The sequence below is a fragment of the Nocardioides turkmenicus genome (genome assembly GCF_011045035.1).
Classification (GTDB): Bacteria; Actinomycetota; Actinomycetes; order Propionibacteriales; family Nocardioidaceae; genus Nocardioides; species Nocardioides turkmenicus.
Genome location: NZ_JAALAA010000013.1, coordinates 20,866 through 39,774, shown reverse-complemented (window position 1 = coordinate 39,774; position 18,909 = coordinate 20,866). Strand labels below are relative to the sequence as shown.

Sequence of the window (18,909 nt, the reverse complement as noted above, 5' to 3'; positions counted from 1 at the left end):
GACGTCGGAAGGGGTGACACAGGCCACATGGTGTGCGAATCTACACCCGTGTAGTAATTGGCGGCGACCGTCGGCGAGGAGGAGTTTCGGGTGTCTGCGACCTTGGCCGAGCGGCTTGCGACCGGAGCCTGGCGCCGCGTCGCCGAGGGGCTGCGGACCGTGGGGGAGACGATCGCGCTGGGTGCGGAGGCCTGTGCCTACGCGGTCGTCGACGTCGTCACCGGACGGTTCGACTGGGCCCAGGCGGCGGATCAGGCCTGGTTCATGGCCCGGGTCTCGTTGCTGCCGACGATCCTGGTCGCGATCCCGTTCGGGGTGGTGACCTCGATCCAGGTCGGCGCGGTGGCCAACAGCATCGGCGCCTCGTCGTTCAGCGGTGCCGTGAACGGCGTCGGGGTGTTGCGCCAGGCCGCTCCGCTGGTCACCTCGCTGATCATCGCGTGCGTGGTCGGCTCGGCGATCTGCTCCGACCTGGGGATGCGCGCGATCCGCGACGAGATCGCGGCCCTGGAGGTGATGGGCACCAACCCGATCCGGCGGATGGTCGCCCCCAGGATCGTGGCCGCGGTCTTTCTCTCGGTGATGCTGACCGCGATCGTGGCGGTCGCGGCGATCGCGACCGGCTACGTGATGAACGTCGGCCGAGGCGTGGTCGGCGCCGGCACCTATCTGGACGCGTTCACCAACTTCAGCCAGAGCGCCGACCTGTGGCTGGCCGAGGGCAAGGCGGTGCTGTTCGGGCTGATCGGCACGACCGTGGCGGCCCACAAAGGGCTGGGAGCGACCGGAGGACCACAGGGCGTGGCCGACGCGGTCAACCAGACCGTGGTGCTGAACGTGATCGTGCTTGCCGTGGTGAACGCGGTGCTCACCCAGGGCTACCTGGCTCTGTCGCCGGGCGGGGGTGCGTGATGGCGGCGGTCGAGACCGACGGGCCGGCCACCGGCTGGTGGAGCCCGCTGGTCCCGTTCGGCTCCTTCCTCACCTTCAGTGCCGCTGTCGTGATGGCGGTGCCGGCCACGCTGGTGCACCACTGGCGTACGTGTCTGGAGCACTTCTCCGACATCTGCTGGGGCCGGGGCGCGATCATCGTCGGAGGCGGCACGATCGGGGTGATGGTGCTGCTCTCGGTCTCCGTCGGCACCTCGCTCGGCATCGAGGGGTTCAACGGGCTCGAGCTGGTCGGCCTGGCGCCGCTGGTCGGGTTCATCTCCGCCACCGCCAACACCCGGGAGCTCGGCCCGCTGGTCGCCGCGCTGGCGCTGGGCGCACAGGTCGGTTGCCGCTTCACCGCCCAGCTGGGCGCGATGCGGGTCAACGAGGAGGTCGACGCGCTCGAGGTCATGTCGGTGCGGCCGGTCAACTATCTGGTCGCCACCCGCCTGGTCGCCACCATGCTCGCGATCGTGCCGCTCTACGCGATCGGCCTGCTCGGCTCCTACATCGCCTCCGAGTCGACCGTGGTGATGCTCTTCGGCCAGTCGCCGGGCCAGTTCGACCACTACTTCCTGGAGTTCCTGACGATGCGCGACATCGGGTTCTCGCTGATCAAGATCCTGGTCTTCGCCGCGATCGTGGTGCTGATCCACTGCTGGTACGGGCTCGCCGTGTCGGCCGGGTCGCTCAACGTCGGCGAGGCCACCGGCCGCTCGATCCGGGCGAGCTTCGTGGTCATCGTCGTGCTCAACATGCTGCTCACCGTCGCCATGTGGGGTGGCGACCCCGGCTTCAGGATCTCCGGATGAGCCGCGCCACGAGACCCCAGACCCTGGCCGTACGCGGTGCCGCCGGTGTGCTGGCCTGCGGACTGCTCGCCGCCGGGATGATCGTGCTCTCCGGTCGCCCGTTCTCAGACGACGTCGCGACCCGAGCCGCCATGGTCGATGTCGGTGCCTCGCTGCGTACCGGGTCGGACGTGAAGATGGGCGGGGTCATCATCGGCACCGTCACCGGGATATCGCGGGCCACCGGGTCCTCGAAGGCGTCGGTCGCGATCCGGCTGGACGGCGAGGCGGCCGAGAGGCTCCCGGCCGATGTGGCGGCGCGGGCGCTGCCGGCGACCGTGTTCGGCACTGCGTACGTCGACCTGGTCTCGACGGGTGCCGCGTCGGGGAGGTGGAGAGGCGGCACGATCCCGCAGGACCTGCGCCAGGGCACCGTGGAGCTGCAACAGGCCCTGGACAGCATCGACGAGCTGGTCAAGGCGGTCAGCCCGGCCGATCTCAACGCCGCGCTGGCCGCGGTCGCCGGTGGGCTCGACGGTCGCGGCGACGACATCGCTCGGACCCTCGAGCTCGCCGCGAACGTGCTGGAGCGGGCAGAGGCCGACCTGCCCACGATCCGGTCGACCGCGTCCCTGCTGGCGGTCAACCTGGAGACGCTGGAGGCCTCGGCCGGCGACCTCTTCGCCGCCCTGGAGTCCGGCACCGCGACCGCCGAGACGATCGCCGCCAAGCGTGAGCAGCTCGTCGAGCTGCTCTCTGGCGGGCTCACCGTGACCGCGGAGGCGCAGCGGTTCCTCGACGAGCACGGCGCCGAGCTGGTCACGGCGATGGAGCAGGCGGCGGTCGTCGCCGACGCCCTCTACGACAACCGGGAGAACGCCGTGGTGGAGAGCTTCCGTGCCAACCGCGAGATCGGCCAGGAGATCCCCACGGTGATCGGCGACGGGCGGGCAGCGCTCGACCTGATCCTCCATCGGGTGGCGCCGCCCTACTACACCCGCGAGCGCGACTGCCCGACCTACGGCAACACGTCAGGGGACTGCTGATGTCCGGACTCCGCGGCTCCTCCGGCCGCCCCACCGCGACCTACCTCAAGCTCGGCGCGTTCACCCTGGTCGCCGCGCTCGCCTTCGCGCTCGTGCTCGGCACGCTGAAGGCGCCGGTCGGCGGCGAGCTGGTCACCTACACCGCCGAGTTCGCCGACGTGAACGGCCTGCACGAGGACGATGCCGTACGCATCGCCGGGGTCAGCGTCGGCAAGGTCACCGACATCGCCGTCGATGCCGCCGGGAAGGCGACGGTCGAGCTGACGGTGTCCCGGAAGCAGCAGGTGCTGGAGACGGCGCGGCTCTCGGTCCGCTACCAGAACATCGCCGGGCAGCGGTTCCTCGGCATCGAGCAGACCCGCGGGTCCGGGAAGCCACTGCCCGCGGGGGCGCGGATCCCGGCGAGCCGGACGAGTGCCGGGTTCGACCTGACCGAGCTGCTCAACGGGTTCCGGCCGCTCTTCGACGTACTCGATCCTGCGGAGGTCAACCAGCTCGCGGCCACCATCTTGAAGGTCCTTCAGGACGAGGGCGGCAGCATCCCGGTGCTGCTGGAGCAGACCGCCGAGCTGACCCGGTTCTTGGCCACCCGCGACCAGGTCTTCGAACGGGTGCTGGCCAACCTGACGCCCTTCCTGGCCGACCTGGCCGCTCAGGGGGACGAGTTCGAGTCCACGGTGCGCGAGCTGGAGAGGCTGATGAAGGGCCTGGCCGAGCAGCGCGACGCCCTCGGTGCCTCGGTCGAGGAGCTGTCGGGACTCCTGGCCACCGGCGCCGACTTCGGTACGCGGATCGAGGCTCCCGCACGCACGCTGAGCCGCAACCTGCGGATCTCGGTGACCGCCTTCGCCGCCAACCTCACCAGCTTCCAGGGCGCCGTGGTCGCCTTCGCCCGGCTGGTCGAGACGCTGGGGGGGATCACGTCCTACCGCAACGCGCTCAACATCTACGTCTGCCGCTACGACTTCTCCGTCGACGAGCTCGTGCTGGCGCTGCCGCCGAGCGACGACCGCTACTCGGAGGTGTGCTCCGGATGACTCCGCTACGAACCATGGACCCGCTCAAGATCGGGATCGTCGCCGTCGTGCTCGCCGCACTGGCGGTGGTCTTCGTCTTCCGCGCCGGGGCGCTCGGCTTCGGCGAGCGGGTGTGCGTGGCCCACTTCGAGCACACCGCCGGCCTGCGCGTGGGCGAGGACGTGACCGTGGCGGGCGCCCGGGTCGGGGAGGTGCGCTCCATCTCGCTCGGGGCCCACGACGTGATCGTCGAGTTCACGGTCGAGGACCACATCCGGCTCGGCGCCCGCACCAGGGCCGAGATCGAGGTCGCCACCCTCCTCGGCACGCATCTGCTCGCCGTCGCCCCCGCCGGCGGGGGAGAGCTGGCCGACGACACCATCCCGCTCTCGGCGACCAGCGTGCCCTACAACCTGCAGGACATCGTCGACCGCGGCAGCGCCTCCCTCGACGAGCTGGACCCTGAGCTCCTCTCCGACACGCTGGACGAGGTCGGCCGCACGATGGCGAGCGCCCAGCCCGACCTCGCCGCGGCCCTCGACGGCGTCTCCGCTGTCTCCGAGGTCGTGCTCACCCGCGCCGACCAGGCCGATGCTCTGGTGCGTGCGGCCGGCGACGTGACCCGGCGGCTCAATGCCAACAGCACCGAGATCGTCTCGCTGATGAAACAGTCCAACGCGGTCATGTCCGAGCTGCAGAGCCGGCGGGAGGCCATCCGCCGGCTGCTCGCGGACGCCCAGCGGCTCACCACGACCCTGCAACGCGTCGTCTCCGAGAACCAGCGTGACCTCGACGTCGCTCTGACGAAGCTGGCCGCGGTCATCAAGGGGCTGCGCGCCCAGGAGAAGGAGCTCAGCGCCGCCCTCGACGTACTCGGCCCGTCGGCGCGCTACCTCGCCAACGCCACTGGCAACGGCCCGTGGATCGACATCCGGCCCGACGACCGCGCGCTGCCCGACGGGCTGACGTGCGAGCTGAAGGGACTGTGCTGATGGCCCGCTACATCGCGATCGTGGTGGCCGTCGTGGCCGCCCTCGGAGCCGGTGCCGCGGCGATCCCGCTGACGAGCACCTATTCGGTGACCGTCACCTTCGCCGACACCGCGGGTCTCTTCGTCGGCAACGACGTCGGCGTGCTCGGCGTCAAGGTCGGCGAGGTCAAGCGGATCACGCCCGCGGGCGCGGGCGTCGAGGTGGACCTCGAGCTCGACCAGGGCGTCGCCGTCCCCGCCGACGCCCAGGCGCTGATCGTCTCCCGCTCGGTCGCCAACGACCGCTACGTCGAGCTCACCCCGCGCTACGACGGCGGTCCGGTCCTCGCTGACGGCGACCTGATCGCCAGCGAGCGCACTCGCACCCCGGCCGACTTCGACGCCATCCTGAACGCCTTGGACCGGTTCAGCCGCGGCCTCGCCGGGGGCGACGGGAAGAGCGTCGACCGGTTCCTCCAAGCAGGGTCGGCGACCCTGGGATCCAACGGGCAGCGGGCCGGCGCTGCGCTGGCCGACCTCGCCGCCGCACTGAACGAGATCAACGGCCACACCGACTCCGCCGTCACCGCGTTGCACGAGGCCGACGAGCTGACCAGCGCGATGGTCGCCCACGACGCGCTGATCGAGCTCTTCATCGAGAACGTCGCCGCGACCTCCGACCTGCTCGCCGAGCAGCGCACGGAGTTCACCGCGACGCTGCGTACGACCCGGGAGGCGATCGACGCCCTGGCCAGGTTCACCCAGGCGAACGACAAGGATCTCCAGGCCGCGCTGGCGCAGGTCGACGCCGTGCTCGACCTGATCCTGGCGCACACCGACGACGTCGAGGAGTTCGTCGAGGTGCTTCCGCTGGCCCTGCAGAACGTCGAGCAGGCGCGTGCGCCGGGTGGCGTGATGCTGCGCGTGCCGCTCACCGACGCGCTGAGCGAGGAGCTCGCCGGGCGGTGCCGCGAGGCGCTCGCTGAGGTGTGCGAGGTCGTGGGCACCGACCCGCTCTCGGGCCCGCTGAGCACGGGAGGCCGGCCATGAGACGGGCGATCGTGCTGTCCGCCGCTGCCGGCTTGCTGCTGACCGGGTGCGGCATCGACGCCCGTACGCTACCCCTGCCCGGCACCCGCGCCGGGGACGATACGACCACGATCGAGGCCGCTTTCGACGACGCTCTCAACCTCAGCGTCGGCTCGAAGGTGAGCGTCAACGGCGTCGACGCCGGCCGGGTCACCGCGCTGTCCACCGACGGCTTCTCGGCGCTGGCGGAGATGAGCGTGGACGAAGGCGTACGCGTCACCGACCTCTCCTCGGCGCGGCTGCGCTACGACACCCCGCTCGGCGAGGTCTATGTCGATGTGACCACCCCCGAGGGCGGTCGGGCGATCAAGGACGGGGGACGGCTCGACCCGGCCCGGTCGACGACGGCACCGACCGTGGAGGACGCGCTTGCGTCGGCCTCCCTGCTCATCAACGGCGGCGGGATCGGCGACCTGGGGCGGATCGTCGACGAGCTCAACGGGGCCGTCGGCGACGGCACCGACCTGACCGAGGTGCTCGACCGGAGCGCCACCTTCCTCACCCAGGCCAACCGCACCACCGCCGAGATCGATCGCGCCCTCACCTCGCTCGACGCGGTCTCCGCGACCCTGTCCCAGGAGCAGGACACCATCACCGACGCGCTGGCGGCGATCGGGCCGGCGGCCCGCACCGTCCGCCAGCAGACGAAGCAGATCATCGCCCTGCTCAACCGGCTGGTGAAGCTCTCCCGGGACGCCAACAACGTGCTGGACCGGATGGACGACGCCACGGTGGCCGTGGTCCGCGACGCCGGGGCGATCCTCGCCCAGGTCCGCCGGATCAGCGGAGAGCTCGGCCCCGGTCTGGACACCTTCAGCGCGGCGATCAACGAGCTGCTCGAGGTCATCCCCGCCGACCACCTGCCGATCCAGCTCCGCGTCGACATCGGCGAGTCCGTCGAGCAGGACCCGCTCAACCCGCTGCCACCGCTCCTGGGGACGCCGGGCACCTCGCAGCCGCAGACACCCTGGGACCTGGACGACCTCCTCGGTGCCCCTGGGGAACAGCTGCCCGGCCTCGGGGGTGAGGGCTGATGGCGCTGCGCGAGACCGACCGGCCCCTCTTCGTCGGCTTCGGGGCGGCGGTGGTCGTGTTCGTCGGGGCGACGGCGTACCTCCTCCTGGTCACGCTGCAGCTCCCGGTCCTGTCCCGGCCCGCCACGGTCACCGTGGACCTGGCGCAGACCGGCGGGCTCTACGAGGGCTCGTCGGTGACCTACCGCGGCGCCAAGGCCGGGGTCGTCGAGACGATCGAGCTGACGACCGACGGTGGAGCCCGGGCGCGGATCAGGCTGGATCCGGACGTCCGGATCCCTGAGGACTCACCGGCGAAGGTGCGCGGCCTGTCGCCGGTGGGGGAGCAGTACCTCGACTTCCAGCCGACCAGCGCCTCCGGTCCCTTTCTCCGCGACGGCAGCCGGGTCCGCGCCGAGGCGGTCGACGTGCCCACCACCCTGGCGAGCACCGTCATCAGTCTCGACGAGCTGATGGACCAGGTCGACCCCGACCAGCTCAGGGCCGTGGTCGCCGGCCTGCGCACGACCTTCGCCGGCCGCGAGGACGAGCTCGCCGACCTGGTCGAGGGCAGCCAGGTGCTGCTGGTCACCCTCGACCAGGAGTGGCCCACCATCTCCCGCGTGCTGGTCAACTCCGAGTCGCTCCTGCGCATCGGCGACCGGCACGCCGCCGACGTACGCGCCGCCGCGCACGACCTCCGCCTGCTCACGGCCGAGCTGGAGAAGGCCGACCCCGAGCTGCGCCGTGCCTTCGACCGCGGCCCCGAGCAGTTCGCCGACCTCGTCCGTCTGGTCGGCGTCCTGGACCGTACGCTGCCGCCGACCCTGGAGCGCACCACTGCCCTGACCGACATCCTCGTCGTACGCGACCCGCACCTGCGCGAGCTGCTGGCCGAGTATCCCGCCGCCATCCGCTCGCTGGCCGATGCGATGTACGACGGCGCGATCCATGGCGGCCTCGTCCTGCAGAACGACTACCAGTGCGAGTACGGCGGCCCGAAGTATCCGGCCACCGACACCACCCCGGAGCCGCTCTACGAGGACGGCCACTGCTCCGCGCCGCCCGACCGGGTCGTACGCGGCGCGGAGAATGCCCCCGGCCCGGCCGGACAGGACTAGTTGGAGGGCGGTTCCGACCCCACGACCCACATCGAGAAGAACTGCGACCCGCCGCCGTAGGCGTGCCCGAGCGCGCGGCGGGCACCGTCGACCTGGTGCTCGCCGGCCCGGCCCCGGACCTGCAGCGCCGCCTCGGCGAAGCGGAGCATGCCGGAGGCCCCGATGGGGTTGGAGGAGAGCACGCCGCCGCTCATGTTGACCGGCAGGCTGCCGCCGATCGCCGTCTCGCCGGCCTCGGTGAGCTTCCACCCCTCGCCCTCGGCGGCGAAGCCGAGGTTCTCGAGCCACATCGGCTCGAACCAGGCGAACGGCACGTAGATCTCGGCGCAGTCGATCTCGCGGGCCGGGTCGGTGATCCCGGTCGCCTTCCACAGCGCCGCCGCGGCCTCACGGCCGGCCTGCGGGTTGACCTGGTCGCGCTCGGCGGCCGAGGTGGGCTCCGACCGCATCGCGGTGCCCTGGATCCAGGCGGGTGCGTCGTACGTCTTCGCGATGTCCTCCGCGGCGATCACCATGGCGCAGGCGCCGTCGGAGGACGGGCAGGTCTCGTCGTAGTGGATCGGGTCCCAGAGCATCTGGGAGGCCAGCACCGACTCGACCGTGGTGCCCTCGTTGTGGAGGTGCGCGAACGGGTTCTTCAGCGCGTTGTTGCGGTCCTTGGCGGCGACGATCGCGCCGATGTGGCTGGGCGCGTTCGCGCGGCGGATGTAGGAGCGTACGTGCGGGGCGAAGTAGCCGCCCGCGCCGGCGTGCACCGGCATCACGAACGGGATCGGCACCGACAGCGCCCACATCGCGTTGGACTCCGACTGCTTCTCGAACGCGACCGTGAGCACCTTCTGGTGGACGCCTGCCTGCACCAGCGAGGAGGCGACGATCGCGGTCGAGCCGCCCACCGAGCCGGCGGTGTGCACCCGCAGCAGCGGCTTGCCGGCCGCGCCGAGCGCCTCGGCGAGGTAGAGCTCGGGCATCATCACGCCCTCGAAGAGGTCCGGCGCCTTGCCGATGACGATGGCGTCGACCTCGTCGAGGGTCAGCCCGGCGTCCTCGAGGGCCCGGTCCATCGCCTCGCGGCACAGCCCGGCCATCGAGACGTCCTCGCGCTTGGCGCGGTGGTGGGTCTGGCCGATCCCGATCACGGCCGCGGGGATCTTGCTCACTTGGCTCTCCCGTTCTCCTGAGCTTCCATCACGCACACGAGGTTCTGCTGCAGGGCCGGCCCGCTGGTCGCGTGGCCGAGCACCTTGTCGGCGCTGCCGTCCCAGATCCGCCTGGCGGCCTCGCCGATCCGAATGGCCCCGGCGCTGAACATCGGGTTGGCGGCGAGCGCTCCGCCCGAGGGGCTGATCGCGACGTCCTCACCGAGCCCGAGCGCGGAGCGCAGGACGAGCTCCTGGTGACTGAACGGCGCGTGCAGCTCGGCGACCTGGACGCCCTCGGTGCCTCCGACGGCGGCGGCCGCCCGGGCGGCCGACCCGGACACGGTCAGGTCGCGGGTGCCGAGGTGGAGACCGTCGGAGCTGTGCGCGATCCCGGTGATCCAGGCAGGGCGCTGGTTGGCCTCGCGGGCGCGGTCTCCGGCGGCCAGCACGATCGCGGCGGCGCCGTCGGTGACGGGCGCGCAGTCGTGCTTGCGCAGCGGGTCGGCGAACATCGGCCGGGCGAGCAGCTCGTCGACCGACGAGCCACCTGCCCGGACGGCGTACTCGTTCTTCTCAGCGTCGGTCAGCGACCGGTTGACGACCTCGGCCATCGCGGACTCGTCCCAGAGCCCGGCGTCGAGCCCGAGGCGCGCCTGGAGCGCGGCCAGGGACACGGTGTCGGGCCACAGCGGCGTCATCGTGTAGGGGTCGAGCTGGAGCGTCAGGGTCCGGCGCAGCACGCCTGCGGACGCCTTGCCGAAGCCGAAGACCAGCGCGGTGTCGACCTCGCCGGTCTGGATCTTGATCCAGGCCTCGTAGAGCGCCCAGGCCGCGTCCATCTCGACGTGCGACTCGTTGACGGGCGGGAGCACGCCGATGGCGTCGATCGCGCTCACGAACGAGAACGAGCGGCCGGCCAGGTAGTCCGAGGAGCCGGAGCACCAGAACCCGATGTCCTTCTTGGCCCATCCGGTCTGCTCGTAGCACTCGGCCAGGATCGGCACGAGCAGCTCGGCCATGCTCGGTGACCCGTCGAAGTCCTTCATCTGTCGCTGGGCGAACCCGACGACGGCAACGTCTCTCATACGGTCCTCTCTCCCGGGCTCAGAGGTGGTGCTTGTAGCTGTCGAAGTCCGCGTCCGGCTCACCGGTCGGCGCGAAGTGGCTGATGTTCTCGATGGTGGTGCCCCACTCGTCGCGTGGCTTCCACACCGCCTTGACCCGCATCCCCATCCGGACCTCCTCGGCCGGGATGTCCAGGATCAGGTGCTGCAGCGCGATGTCGGCGCCGTCGAGGAGGACGTACGCGGAGACGTACGGCGGCTTGATCCGCTGTCCCAGGAACGGGACGTTGACGATGCAGAAGGTGGTCACCGTCCCGACGTGGGAGAGCTCGACCTCCTCCGAGGTCGGCACGCCGTCGGTCGGGCAGGCGCCGCGCGGCGGGACGTACACCTTGCGGCACGTCGGGCAGCGCTGGCCGAGGATCCGGCCCTCGGCGAGCCCGCGGAAGAACGAGGACTCCTCCGGGGAGGCCGCGTAGTGGTAGTCGAGGCTGACCGGGGTCACGATCAGACCGACCTCATCGCTGGTCGAGCCGCCGGAGCCGCTAGGCGGAGGCGTGTCGAGACCAACAGAGTCGGGTACGAAGACCAGATCGGTGACCGACCCGGTGCGCTCCTCGGCCCACTTCGCGCGGACCTTCATCCCGGTCTCGATGTCGTCGGGGGAGGCGACCTCGACGGCGTGCAGCCAGGGCGTGTCGGCGCCGTCGACGGTGATCAGGGCGTACGCGAACGGCTTGTCGAACGGCTGGCCGGCGACGGGCTCGCTGACCCAGGTCCACGAGGTGACCGTGCCGGTGTCGGGGAGGTCGACGAACTCGGTCACGGCCTGGTGGCCGACCGGGTCGTACTCGGGTGGTGGGACGGCCACTCGACCGTCACTGAGGCGTCCGCCGACGATGGTGGCGTCCCTCAGCCCGGTGAGGAAGCGGCCGATCACGGGTCCTGTGGATCTGGTGTAGTCGAAGGCCACCGTCACGGGTGCCTGGAGAGTGCGACTCATGACAGAAAGTGAAACACGTTCTAGTATTGCCCACAACCCGTTGGCCGGACGAAGGAGTCGATCGCACGTGAAGCTGGGACTACAGCTGGGCTACTGGGGAGCACAGCCGCCGAGCGGGGTCGGCGAGCTCGTCGCCGCCGCCGAGGAGGCGGGGTTCGACGCGATCTTCACCGCCGAGGCGTGGGGGAGCGACGCGTTCACGCCGCTGGCCTGGTGGGGACGGGAGACCTCCCGGGTACGTCTCGGCACCTCGATCGTGCAGATGTCCGGACGCACCCCGACCTCGATCGCCATGCACGCACTGACGCTCGACCACCTCTCCGGCGGCCGGTTCGTCCTCGGGCTCGGCGTGAGCGGCCCGCAGGTCGTGGAGGGGTGGTACGGCCAGCCCTTCGGCAAGCCCTTGGCCCGCACCCGCGAGGTTGTCTCGATCATCCGGAAGGTGCTCGCCCGCGAGGCGCCGGTGACCAACGACGGGCCGCACTATCCGCTGCCCTTCACCGGCGAGGGCTCGGTCGGCCTCGGCAAGCCGCTCAAGCCGATCGTGCACCCGCTGCGCTCCGACATCCCGATCTGGCTCGGCGCGGAGGGCCCCAAGAACGTCGCCCAGACCGCCGAGATCGCCGACGGCTGGATCCCGATCTTCTACACGCCCCGGTCCGCCCCGATGTACGCCGACTGGCTCGCCGAGGGCTTCGCCCGCCCGGGGGCGAGGCGCACCGCCGACGACTTCGAGATCGCTGCGACCTGCCACCTCCAGATCGTCGCCGACGCGGAGGAGAAGAAGGCGGCGCTCGAGGCGATGAAGCCGTTCGCCGCCCTCTACATGGGCGGGATGGGCGCCAAGGAGCAGAACTTCCACAACCAGGTCTTCGAGCGGATGGGCTACGCCGAGCTCGCCGGCCAGGTCCAGGCGCTTTACCTCACCGGCGAGAAGGAGAAGGCCACCGCGCTCATCCCGGACGATCTCGTCGACGACCTGCACATCATCGGCACCGAGTCCGAGGTACGCGACAAGGTGGCCCAGTGGGAGGAGACCGGTGTGACCACGCTGCTGCTGAGCCTCGGCTCGGCCGCCGACGTCCACCGGATCGCCGAGGTGCTCGGGTGACGGCGGTCTACGCCGTCACCGGCTCCGCCTCGGGCATGGGGGCCGCGGTCGTCGAACGGCTCGTGGACGCCGGCCATCGGGTCGTGACCGTCGACCTGCACGACGCCGATGTCGTCGCCGACCTGTCGACGCCGGAGGGCCGGCGCGACGCCGTCGAGAAGGTGCTGGCCGCGTGCGGCACCCGCCTCGACGGCGCGGTCCTGGCAGCCGGGCTCGGTCCGGCGCCCGGACGTGAGCGTCCCGCGCTGATCACGCAGGTCAACTACCTCGGCGTCGTCGAGCTGTTGGAAGGCTGGCGCGAGGCACTCGCCGCAGCCGGGAACGCCAAGGTCGTGGTCTTCTCCAGCAACTCGACCACGACGATGCCGCTCGTCCCGAGCCGGGCGGTCGCCGCGCTGCTCGAGGGCGACGCGGAGCGGGCGCTGACGGCGTACCGGATCTTCGGGAAGGGCGCGCCGGCGATGGCCTACGGTGCCTCGAAGGTCGCCGTGACCCGCTGGGTGCGGCGCCACGCGGTCGAGCAGGAGTGGGTCGGGGCCGGGATCCGGCTCAACGCGATCGCACCGGGCGCGGTGCTGACGCCGCTGCTGGAGAGACAGCTGGCCACACCCGCGGAGGCGAAGGCGATCCGATCCTTCCCGGTCCCCGCGGGCGGCTACGGCGACCCCGGTCTGCTCGCCGACTGGGTGATCCACATGCTGAGCCCGGCGGCCGACTTCATGGTCGGCAGCGTCGTCGTGGTCGACGGCGGCACCGACGCCTGGTTCCGGGCCGACGACTGGCCGCGGCCGGTTCCCGGCCGACGGCTGCGGGGCTATCTGCGCCGGATGCGCGAGTTCAGGAGGACGCGCCGATGACCGATCACACGCCTGACCCGCTCGCCCCGGCGACCCTCGGCCCGGTGACCCTGCGCAACCGGGTCATCAAGGCGGCGACGTTCGAGGGCGCCTCGCCCGGGGCGCTGGTCTCGGACCGGCTGATCGACTACCACCTGGCCGTCGCCGAGGGCGGTGTCGGGATGACCACGGTCGCCTATCTCGCGGTGGCCCCGGAGGGACGTACGCATGCCGACTGCATCTACTGGCGACCCGAGGCTCTGCCCGGGCTGGCCAGGCTGACCGAGGAGATCCACAAGACCGGCGCCAAGGTCTCGGCCCAGATCGGGCACGCCGGGCCGGTGGCCAACGCCAAGTCCAACGGGGCGCCCTCGCTCGCGCCGGCACGGTCGTTCAACGCGCTCGGCATGGCCTTCAACCGCGCCGCGACAGCCGGCGACCTCGCCCGGGTCGTCGAGCAGCACGGGGCCGCGGCGCGGATGGCCGTCGAGACCGGCTTCGACGCGATCGAGGTCCACCTCGGCCACAACTACCTGCCCAGCTCGTTCCTCAGCCCGCGCCTGAACCCGCGCACCGACGAGTTCGGCGGTTCGCTGGCCAACCGGGCCTCGTTTCCCCGCCGCATCCTTGCGGCGGTGCGGGAGGCGGTCGGTGGGCAGGTCGCGATGCTCGCCAAGATGAACATGCGCGACGGCTACCGCGGCGGGTTCGACCTGCCGGAGTCGGTGGAGTTCGCGCGCCTGCTGGAGTCCGACGGCCACCTCGACGCGCTCGAGCTCACCGGCGGCTCCTCGTTCATGAACCCGATGTACCTCTTCCGCGGCGACGCGCCCTATCGCGAGATGGCCGCCAACATGCCGCTGCACCCGGTGATCCGGATGGGCATGCGGATGGTGGGGAAGGGCTTCTTCAAGGAGTATCCCTACAAGCCGCTCTACTTCCTCGACAACGCCCGCGAGTTCCGCCGCGCGCTGACGATGCCGCTCGTCCTCCTCGGCGGGGTCACCGACCTGACCGGGATGCGGACCGCGATGGACGAGGGCTTCGAGTACGTCGCGATGGCCCGCGCGCTGCTCCGGGAGCCCGACCTGGTCAACCGCCTGCAGGCCGACCCCACGACCGTGTCGCGGTGCATCCACTGCAACCTGTGCATGTCGACCATCTACCCGGGGACCCACTGCCACCTCGACGACCAGCACGTCTACGGTGAGGCTCATCCGATCCTGCTGCCCCCATCCTGAACGCGAGGACCCCGATGTCGATGCACTACGGACGTGCCCACCACCCGCAGGCTCCTGCGGGATACGTCCACGACGACATGACCGACGCCGAGATCAAGGAGCATGAGGCCAGCCTCGTCCCGTTGACCGACTCGGTCCGCGGGCTCGTCGACGCCGTCGTGCGCACCCAGGTCCCGGACGCGGTCCTCGACGACGTACGCCGCCGGGTCGAGGCGCTGACCGATGAGCTGCTCGCCGAGGCGCTGCCGGGCCCGCACGGGGTCCGGTTCGGGGCGGACGGTGGCTTCCGCAACTACGGCAACCCGGTGGTGGGGAAGGGCAACGCGTTCGCTCCGCCGCTGGTGGTCCAGCGCGACGGCGAGGACGTCTGGGCCGACTTCGAGCTCGGCCCGGCCTACGAAGGCCCGCCGGGACTCGTCCACGGCGGCGTCTCGGCGCTGATCCTGGACCAGCTGCTCGGCGAGGCCGCCTCCGCGGGTGGTCGGCCCGGGATGACCGGCACCCTGACGATCGTCTACAAGCAGGGCACTCCGCTGGGTCCGCTGCGCGGCGAGGCGCGGATCGCATCGACCGAGGGCGTGAAGGCGATCGTCCGCGGCCGCCTCCTGACCCGGCCGGACGATGGTTCCGAGCCGGTGCTGTGCGTCGAGGCCGAGGGGATCTTCATCCTGCCGCGGTGGGCCCGCCAGCCGGTCGACCAGAGCGACCGCGAGCACGTCGGCGACGCCTGAGACGCCTCACGCCAAGCTCTAGAACACGTTCTAGTTTCGCGGTAGGGTGCGGACATGGATACCAGCCGCATCGGTCCCCACAACGGTCATCTGATGGTCTCGGCGCTGGAGCGCCACAAGGACCGCCCGATCATCCATCTCGGAGACGTGAGCCTGACCGGGGCGGAGGTGGCCGCGCGGATCAGCCAGTACGTCCAGGCGTTCGAGGCACTCGGCGCCGGCACCGGATCGGCGACCGCGCTGCTCGCGCTCAACCGTCCCGAGGTGCTCTTCATCCTCGGCGCCGGCCAGACCCAGGGATTCCAGCGCACCTCGCTGCACCCGCTGGGCAGCGCCGAGGACCAGGCGTACGTGATCAACGACGCCGGGATCACCGGCCTGGTCATCGACCCCTACTTCGCCGACCGGGCGGTCGAGCTGCTCGAGCTGTGCCCGGGGCTGAAGCAGGTGCTCACCATCGGACCAGTGCCGCCGCAGCTGGCCGAGGTCGGCGTCGACCTCGTCGCGGCCGCGGCGACGTACCCGGTTGAGCCGCTGACCGCGCGGCTGCTCCCGCCCGACCATGTCACCTCGATCACCTACACGGGTGGGACGACCGGCAAGCCGAAGGGCGTGATCGGGCTGGCCGGGTCGTTCGCGACGATGACCCAGGTGCAGCTCTCCGAGTGGGAGTGGCCCGAGGCGCCCCGCTTCCTGATGTGCACGCCGCTCTCGCACGCCGGCGCCGCCTTCTTCGTGCCGGTCGTGATCAAGGGCGGCACCCTGTTCGTACTGCCGAAGTTCGACCCGGCCGAGGTGCTGGAGACCATCGAGCGCGAGCGGATCTCCTCGCTGATGGTGGTGCCGACGATGCTCTACGCGCTCCTGGATCACCCGGACTCCCACACCCGTGACCTGTCCTCGCTCGAGACCGTCTACTACGGCGCCTCCGCGATCAACCCGGTGCGGCTGGCCGAGGCGATCGAGCGGTTCGGGCCGATCTTCGCGCAGTACTACGGCCAGTCCGAGGCGCCGATGGCGATCACCTACTTCGCCAAGACCGACCACGTCGATGCCGAGGGCAAACCGCTCACCCACCGGCTGACCTCCTGCGGCCGGCCCTCCGCCCTGGTGCGTACGGCCCTGATCGGTCCCGACGGCACCCCGGTGGAACCCGGCGAGCCGGGCGAGATCTGCGTCGCCGGACCGCTGCTCTCCGGGGGCTACTGGCAGAAACCAGACGAGACCTCGGCGACGTTCAAAGACGACTGGATGCACACCGGTGACGTCGCCCGCGAGGACGAGGACGGCTTCTGGTACATCGTCGACCGCACCAAGGACATGATCGTCACCGGCGGCTTCAACGTCTTCCCACGTGAGGTCGAGGACGTCATTGCTCAGCACCCGGCCGTTGCTCAGGTCGCCGTCATCGGCACGCCGCACGAGAAGTTCGGCGAGGCCGTGACCGCCGTCGTCGTCGTACGTCCCGGCGCAGCCCTCACCGACGACGTCGTCGCCGAGATCCAGGCCCTGGTCAAGGAGCGGAAGGGCTCGGTCCAGGCGCCCAAGTCGGTCATCGAGATCGACGCGATCCCCATGACCGCCCTCGGGAAGCCGGACAAGAAGGCCCTGCGGGCGCGTTTCTCCGCCTGACGTGGCTCAGGAGTAGCGCACCGCGTAGCGGAGGTGGGTCACCCCGCGTCCCTCCAGGCGCCGGACCAGCTCGAGCTCGACGGGCCCGACGCCGCCATCGGGGAAGAGCCGTCGCCCCGCACCGAGCAACACCGGCACGAGATGGATCTCGATCTCGTCGAGCTGGCCGGCGGCGAGGAGCGCTTGGGCGAGGCCGGCGCCGTGGGCCATGACCGCCCTGTCGCCGGCGGCCGCGCGGGCCTCCTCGGCGCACCGGTCGACGTCGGTGAAGTAGCGGGCGCTGCCCGGCGGGTCGTCGTCGGGGTGGTGGGTGAGCACGTGGATCGGCACGCCGTCGTGGTGGTCGCCGCCCCAGCGGTCGGCGAGCTCGTAGGTGCGCCGCCCTGAGATGAGCGCTCCCGTCGCGAGGTACTCGCGGTAGACGTCGCCGTTCACGCCGGGGTCGTTCCGGTCGTCGAGCCAGTCGAAGATCCGGCCGCCGCCGCGTCCGAGCCCCTGGCCGTGGCGGTCGTCGGGCCCGGTGACGAACCCGTCCAGCGTCATGGACATCGTGAGCCGGACGGGAGTGCGTGGCGTACGTGGCCTACGTGTGGTGTCGGACATGGGATCCTCCTGGTGGTGGTCGGGCACCGGACGGCGCTCACCCATGCCACGATCGGACTACCGGCGATACGACAGATGCGGGCTCGGCGTTTCCTCGATCGGCCGTCGGGCACCCGGCGGGCTCGCTACCCTGGCTGCGATGTCAGACGCGACGGCAACGGGCTATGGGGTCGTCACCAAGACCCTGCACTGGCTGACCGTCGCCGTCTTCGCGCTGCAGTTCGTGGTTGGCTACACCATGTCGACCGACACCGACTGCGACCCGCCGGGGGAGGACCGCAGCGGTGGCGACACCTCCGACGCCGAGGACGAGCGCCTGGACCGGATCGAGGACGCCTGCGAGGCCCGCGAGGCCGACCCGCTCGACGCTGCCTGGTCCGACGTGTGGGGCGGTGGCATCGGTGTGGATGGCATCAGCCTTCCTGAGGTGCACGTCCTGCTCGGCCTGGCGATCCTGCTGCTCGGTGGCCTCCGGGTGGGTTGGCGCATGATCGCCCCGTTGCCGCCGTGGTCACCGCGCCTGTCCGGGACCGACCGCCGCGTCGCCCATGTCACCGAGCGGGCGCTGCTGACGCTGATGTTCGTCGTCCCGATCACCGGCCTGGCGTTGGTGGCGGTCTCCGACGACCTGGTCGCGCTGCACGTGGCAGCCCACATCGCGTTCTTCGTCGCACTCGGCGCCCATCTGCTGCTGGTGCTGAGTCGCGGCCTGCTTCCCCGGATGCTGCCGGGCTCGGGTGGCGTCAGCGCCCCTTGAACTCCGGCTTCCGCTTCTCCAGGAAGGCCTTCGGGCCCTCCTTGGCGTCCTCGGAGGCGAAGACCGCAGCGCCGACCTTGGCGTCGTCTGCCCAGCACTCCTCCTCGTGCTTGCCCTCGGAGTCGCGCATCGTGCGGAGGATCGCCTGGACCGCGAGCGGCCCGTTGGCCGCGATCATGTCGGCGAGCTCGTGCGCCTTCTCGAGCGCGGTGCCGTCGGGGACGACGTGGCCGATCAGGCCGAGTTCCTTGGCCTCGGGCGCCTTCAACGTACGTCCGGTCAGGAGCAGCTCGGCGGCGACGGTGTAGGGGATCTGGCGGGGGAGACGGACCGCGGAGCCGCCCATCGGGTAGAGCGACCACCGAGCCTCGGCGACGCCGAACTTGGCGGACTCGCCGGCCACTCGGATGTCGGTGCCCTGCAGGATCTCGGTTCCGCCGGCGATCGCAGGTCCCTCGACGGCCGCGATCAGCGGCTTGGTGAGCCGAAAGCCCTTGAGGAGACCCTTGATCACCGATGGGTCGAAGCCCTCCTCGAACGACTCCGAGGGCGGCTTCTCGTCTGCCTTCTTCAGGTCCATCCCGGCACAGAAGTAGCCGCCGGCACCGGTCAGGATGCAGACCCGGATCTCCGGGTCGGAGTTCACCCGGTCCCACGCGTCCTCCATGATCCGCAGCATCTCGGAGGAGAGGGCGTTGCGGCGCTCGGGACGATTCATGGTGACGACGAGCTTGTGGCCGTCCTGCTCGACGATCGCGTGCGGCGCCTCGGCAGAAGTTTCTGTGATCGGCATAACACCAGACCCTAGCG

19 protein-coding genes are annotated in these 18,909 nt (G+C 71.0%); 14 read left to right on the top strand and 5 right to left on the bottom strand.

Translation table 11 applies throughout. The features are described from left to right. The first annotated feature begins 90 nt into the window (after positions 1-90). Genes G5C66_RS16005 through G5C66_RS15970 form a run of 8 tightly spaced genes read left to right on the top strand, consistent with a single transcriptional unit; the run spans position 91 to position 7,979 of the window. Positions 91-912, top strand: a complete 822-nt coding sequence (locus G5C66_RS16005; protein ID WP_165111962.1) for an ABC transporter permease — start codon at positions 91-93, stop codon at positions 910-912. After that, positions 912-1,745 carry an ABC transporter permease gene (locus tag G5C66_RS16000; protein ID WP_165111961.1) on the top strand — a complete coding sequence of 278 codons (834 nt, stop codon included), beginning with the start codon at positions 912-914 and terminating at the stop codon, positions 1,743-1,745. The genes G5C66_RS16005 and G5C66_RS16000 overlap by 1 nt, the downstream gene beginning before the upstream one ends. Further along, positions 1,742-2,770, top strand: a complete 1,029-nt coding sequence (locus G5C66_RS15995; protein WP_165111960.1) for an MCE family protein — start codon at positions 1,742-1,744, stop codon at positions 2,768-2,770. The genes G5C66_RS16000 and G5C66_RS15995 overlap by 4 nt, the downstream gene beginning before the upstream one ends. Further along, positions 2,770-3,807 carry an MCE family protein gene (locus G5C66_RS15990; protein WP_165111959.1) on the top strand — a complete coding sequence of 346 codons (1,038 nt, stop codon included), beginning with the start codon at positions 2,770-2,772 and terminating at the stop codon, positions 3,805-3,807. The genes G5C66_RS15995 and G5C66_RS15990 overlap by 1 nt, the downstream gene beginning before the upstream one ends. Then, positions 3,804-4,778 (top strand): MCE family protein, encoded by a 975-nt coding sequence (locus G5C66_RS15985; RefSeq protein ID WP_165111958.1) that lies wholly within the window; start codon positions 3,804-3,806, stop codon positions 4,776-4,778. The genes G5C66_RS15990 and G5C66_RS15985 overlap by 4 nt, the downstream gene beginning before the upstream one ends. Continuing rightward, the gene (locus G5C66_RS15980) at positions 4,778-5,806 is read left to right on the top strand and encodes an MCE family protein (RefSeq protein ID WP_165111957.1); all 1,029 of its coding nucleotides are present in this window, start codon (positions 4,778-4,780) and stop codon (positions 5,804-5,806) included. Before G5C66_RS15985 ends, G5C66_RS15980 begins: the two co-directional genes overlap by 1 nt. After that, positions 5,803-6,879, top strand: coding sequence for an MCE family protein (locus G5C66_RS15975; protein ID WP_165111956.1), 1,077 nt, complete (start codon positions 5,803-5,805; stop codon positions 6,877-6,879). Before G5C66_RS15980 ends, G5C66_RS15975 begins: the two co-directional genes overlap by 4 nt. Next, a complete protein-coding gene (locus tag G5C66_RS15970; protein ID WP_165111955.1) occupies positions 6,879-7,979 on the top strand; it encodes an MlaD family protein in 1,101 nt (366 codons plus the stop codon). The genes G5C66_RS15975 and G5C66_RS15970 overlap by 1 nt, the downstream gene beginning before the upstream one ends. Here G5C66_RS15970 and G5C66_RS15965 read toward each other — a convergent pair. From G5C66_RS15965 to G5C66_RS15955, 3 genes are read right to left on the bottom strand one after another with little or no spacing between them, the layout of a single operon-like run. Then, positions 7,976-9,139, bottom strand: coding sequence for a thiolase domain-containing protein (locus tag G5C66_RS15965; protein WP_165111954.1), 1,164 nt, complete (start codon positions 9,137-9,139; stop codon positions 7,976-7,978). The two genes, G5C66_RS15970 and G5C66_RS15965, sit on opposite strands and share 4 nt — an antisense overlap. After that, on the bottom strand, positions 9,136-10,206 hold the full coding sequence (locus G5C66_RS15960; RefSeq protein WP_165111953.1) for a thiolase domain-containing protein: 1,071 nt from the start codon (positions 10,204-10,206) through the stop codon (positions 9,136-9,138). The genes G5C66_RS15965 and G5C66_RS15960 overlap by 4 nt, the downstream gene beginning before the upstream one ends. 19 nt (positions 10,207-10,225) lie before the next feature. Continuing rightward, entirely contained in the window at positions 10,226-11,188 is a 963-nt protein-coding gene (locus G5C66_RS15955) for a Zn-ribbon domain-containing OB-fold protein (protein WP_165111952.1), read from the bottom strand. A gap of 67 nt (positions 11,189-11,255) precedes the next feature. Here G5C66_RS15955 and G5C66_RS15950 point away from each other — a divergent pair, with 67 nt between their 5' ends. From G5C66_RS15950 to fadD8, 5 genes are read left to right on the top strand one after another with little or no spacing between them, the layout of a single operon-like run. Continuing rightward, positions 11,256-12,299, top strand: a complete 1,044-nt coding sequence (locus G5C66_RS15950) for an LLM class F420-dependent oxidoreductase (RefSeq protein ID WP_165111951.1) — start codon at positions 11,256-11,258, stop codon at positions 12,297-12,299. Continuing rightward, positions 12,296-13,156 carry an SDR family oxidoreductase gene (locus G5C66_RS15945; RefSeq protein WP_338144197.1) on the top strand — a complete coding sequence of 287 codons (861 nt, stop codon included), beginning with the start codon at positions 12,296-12,298 and terminating at the stop codon, positions 13,154-13,156. Before G5C66_RS15950 ends, G5C66_RS15945 begins: the two co-directional genes overlap by 4 nt. Next, positions 13,153-14,376 (top strand): NADH:flavin oxidoreductase, encoded by a 1,224-nt coding sequence (locus tag G5C66_RS15940; RefSeq protein WP_165111950.1) that lies wholly within the window; start codon positions 13,153-13,155, stop codon positions 14,374-14,376. The genes G5C66_RS15945 and G5C66_RS15940 overlap by 4 nt, the downstream gene beginning before the upstream one ends. 14 nt (positions 14,377-14,390) lie before the next feature. Then, the gene (locus G5C66_RS15935) at positions 14,391-15,107 is read left to right on the top strand and encodes a PaaI family thioesterase (protein ID WP_165111949.1); all 717 of its coding nucleotides are present in this window, start codon (positions 14,391-14,393) and stop codon (positions 15,105-15,107) included. Between the two features lie 54 nt (positions 15,108-15,161). Next, a complete protein-coding gene (fadD8, locus tag G5C66_RS15930; protein WP_165111948.1) occupies positions 15,162-16,739 on the top strand; it encodes a fatty-acid--CoA ligase FadD8 in 1,578 nt (525 codons plus the stop codon). Positions 16,740-16,745: 6 nt separating this feature from the next. Here fadD8 and G5C66_RS15925 read toward each other — a convergent pair whose 3' ends face one another. Further along, positions 16,746-17,342, bottom strand: coding sequence for a dihydrofolate reductase family protein (locus G5C66_RS15925; RefSeq protein ID WP_165111947.1), 597 nt, complete (start codon positions 17,340-17,342; stop codon positions 16,746-16,748). Positions 17,343-17,481: 139 nt separating this feature from the next. Here G5C66_RS15925 and G5C66_RS15920 point away from each other — a divergent pair, with 139 nt between their 5' ends. Then, positions 17,482-18,099 carry a cytochrome b gene (locus G5C66_RS15920; protein WP_165111946.1) on the top strand — a complete coding sequence of 206 codons (618 nt, stop codon included), beginning with the start codon at positions 17,482-17,484 and terminating at the stop codon, positions 18,097-18,099. On the opposite strand, the gene G5C66_RS15915 is transcribed toward G5C66_RS15920, so the two are convergent. Next, on the bottom strand, positions 18,086-18,892 hold the full coding sequence (locus tag G5C66_RS15915) for a crotonase/enoyl-CoA hydratase family protein (RefSeq protein WP_165111945.1): 807 nt from the start codon (positions 18,890-18,892) through the stop codon (positions 18,086-18,088). The two genes, G5C66_RS15920 and G5C66_RS15915, sit on opposite strands and share 14 nt — an antisense overlap. Positions 18,893-18,909: the final 17 nt, after the last annotated feature.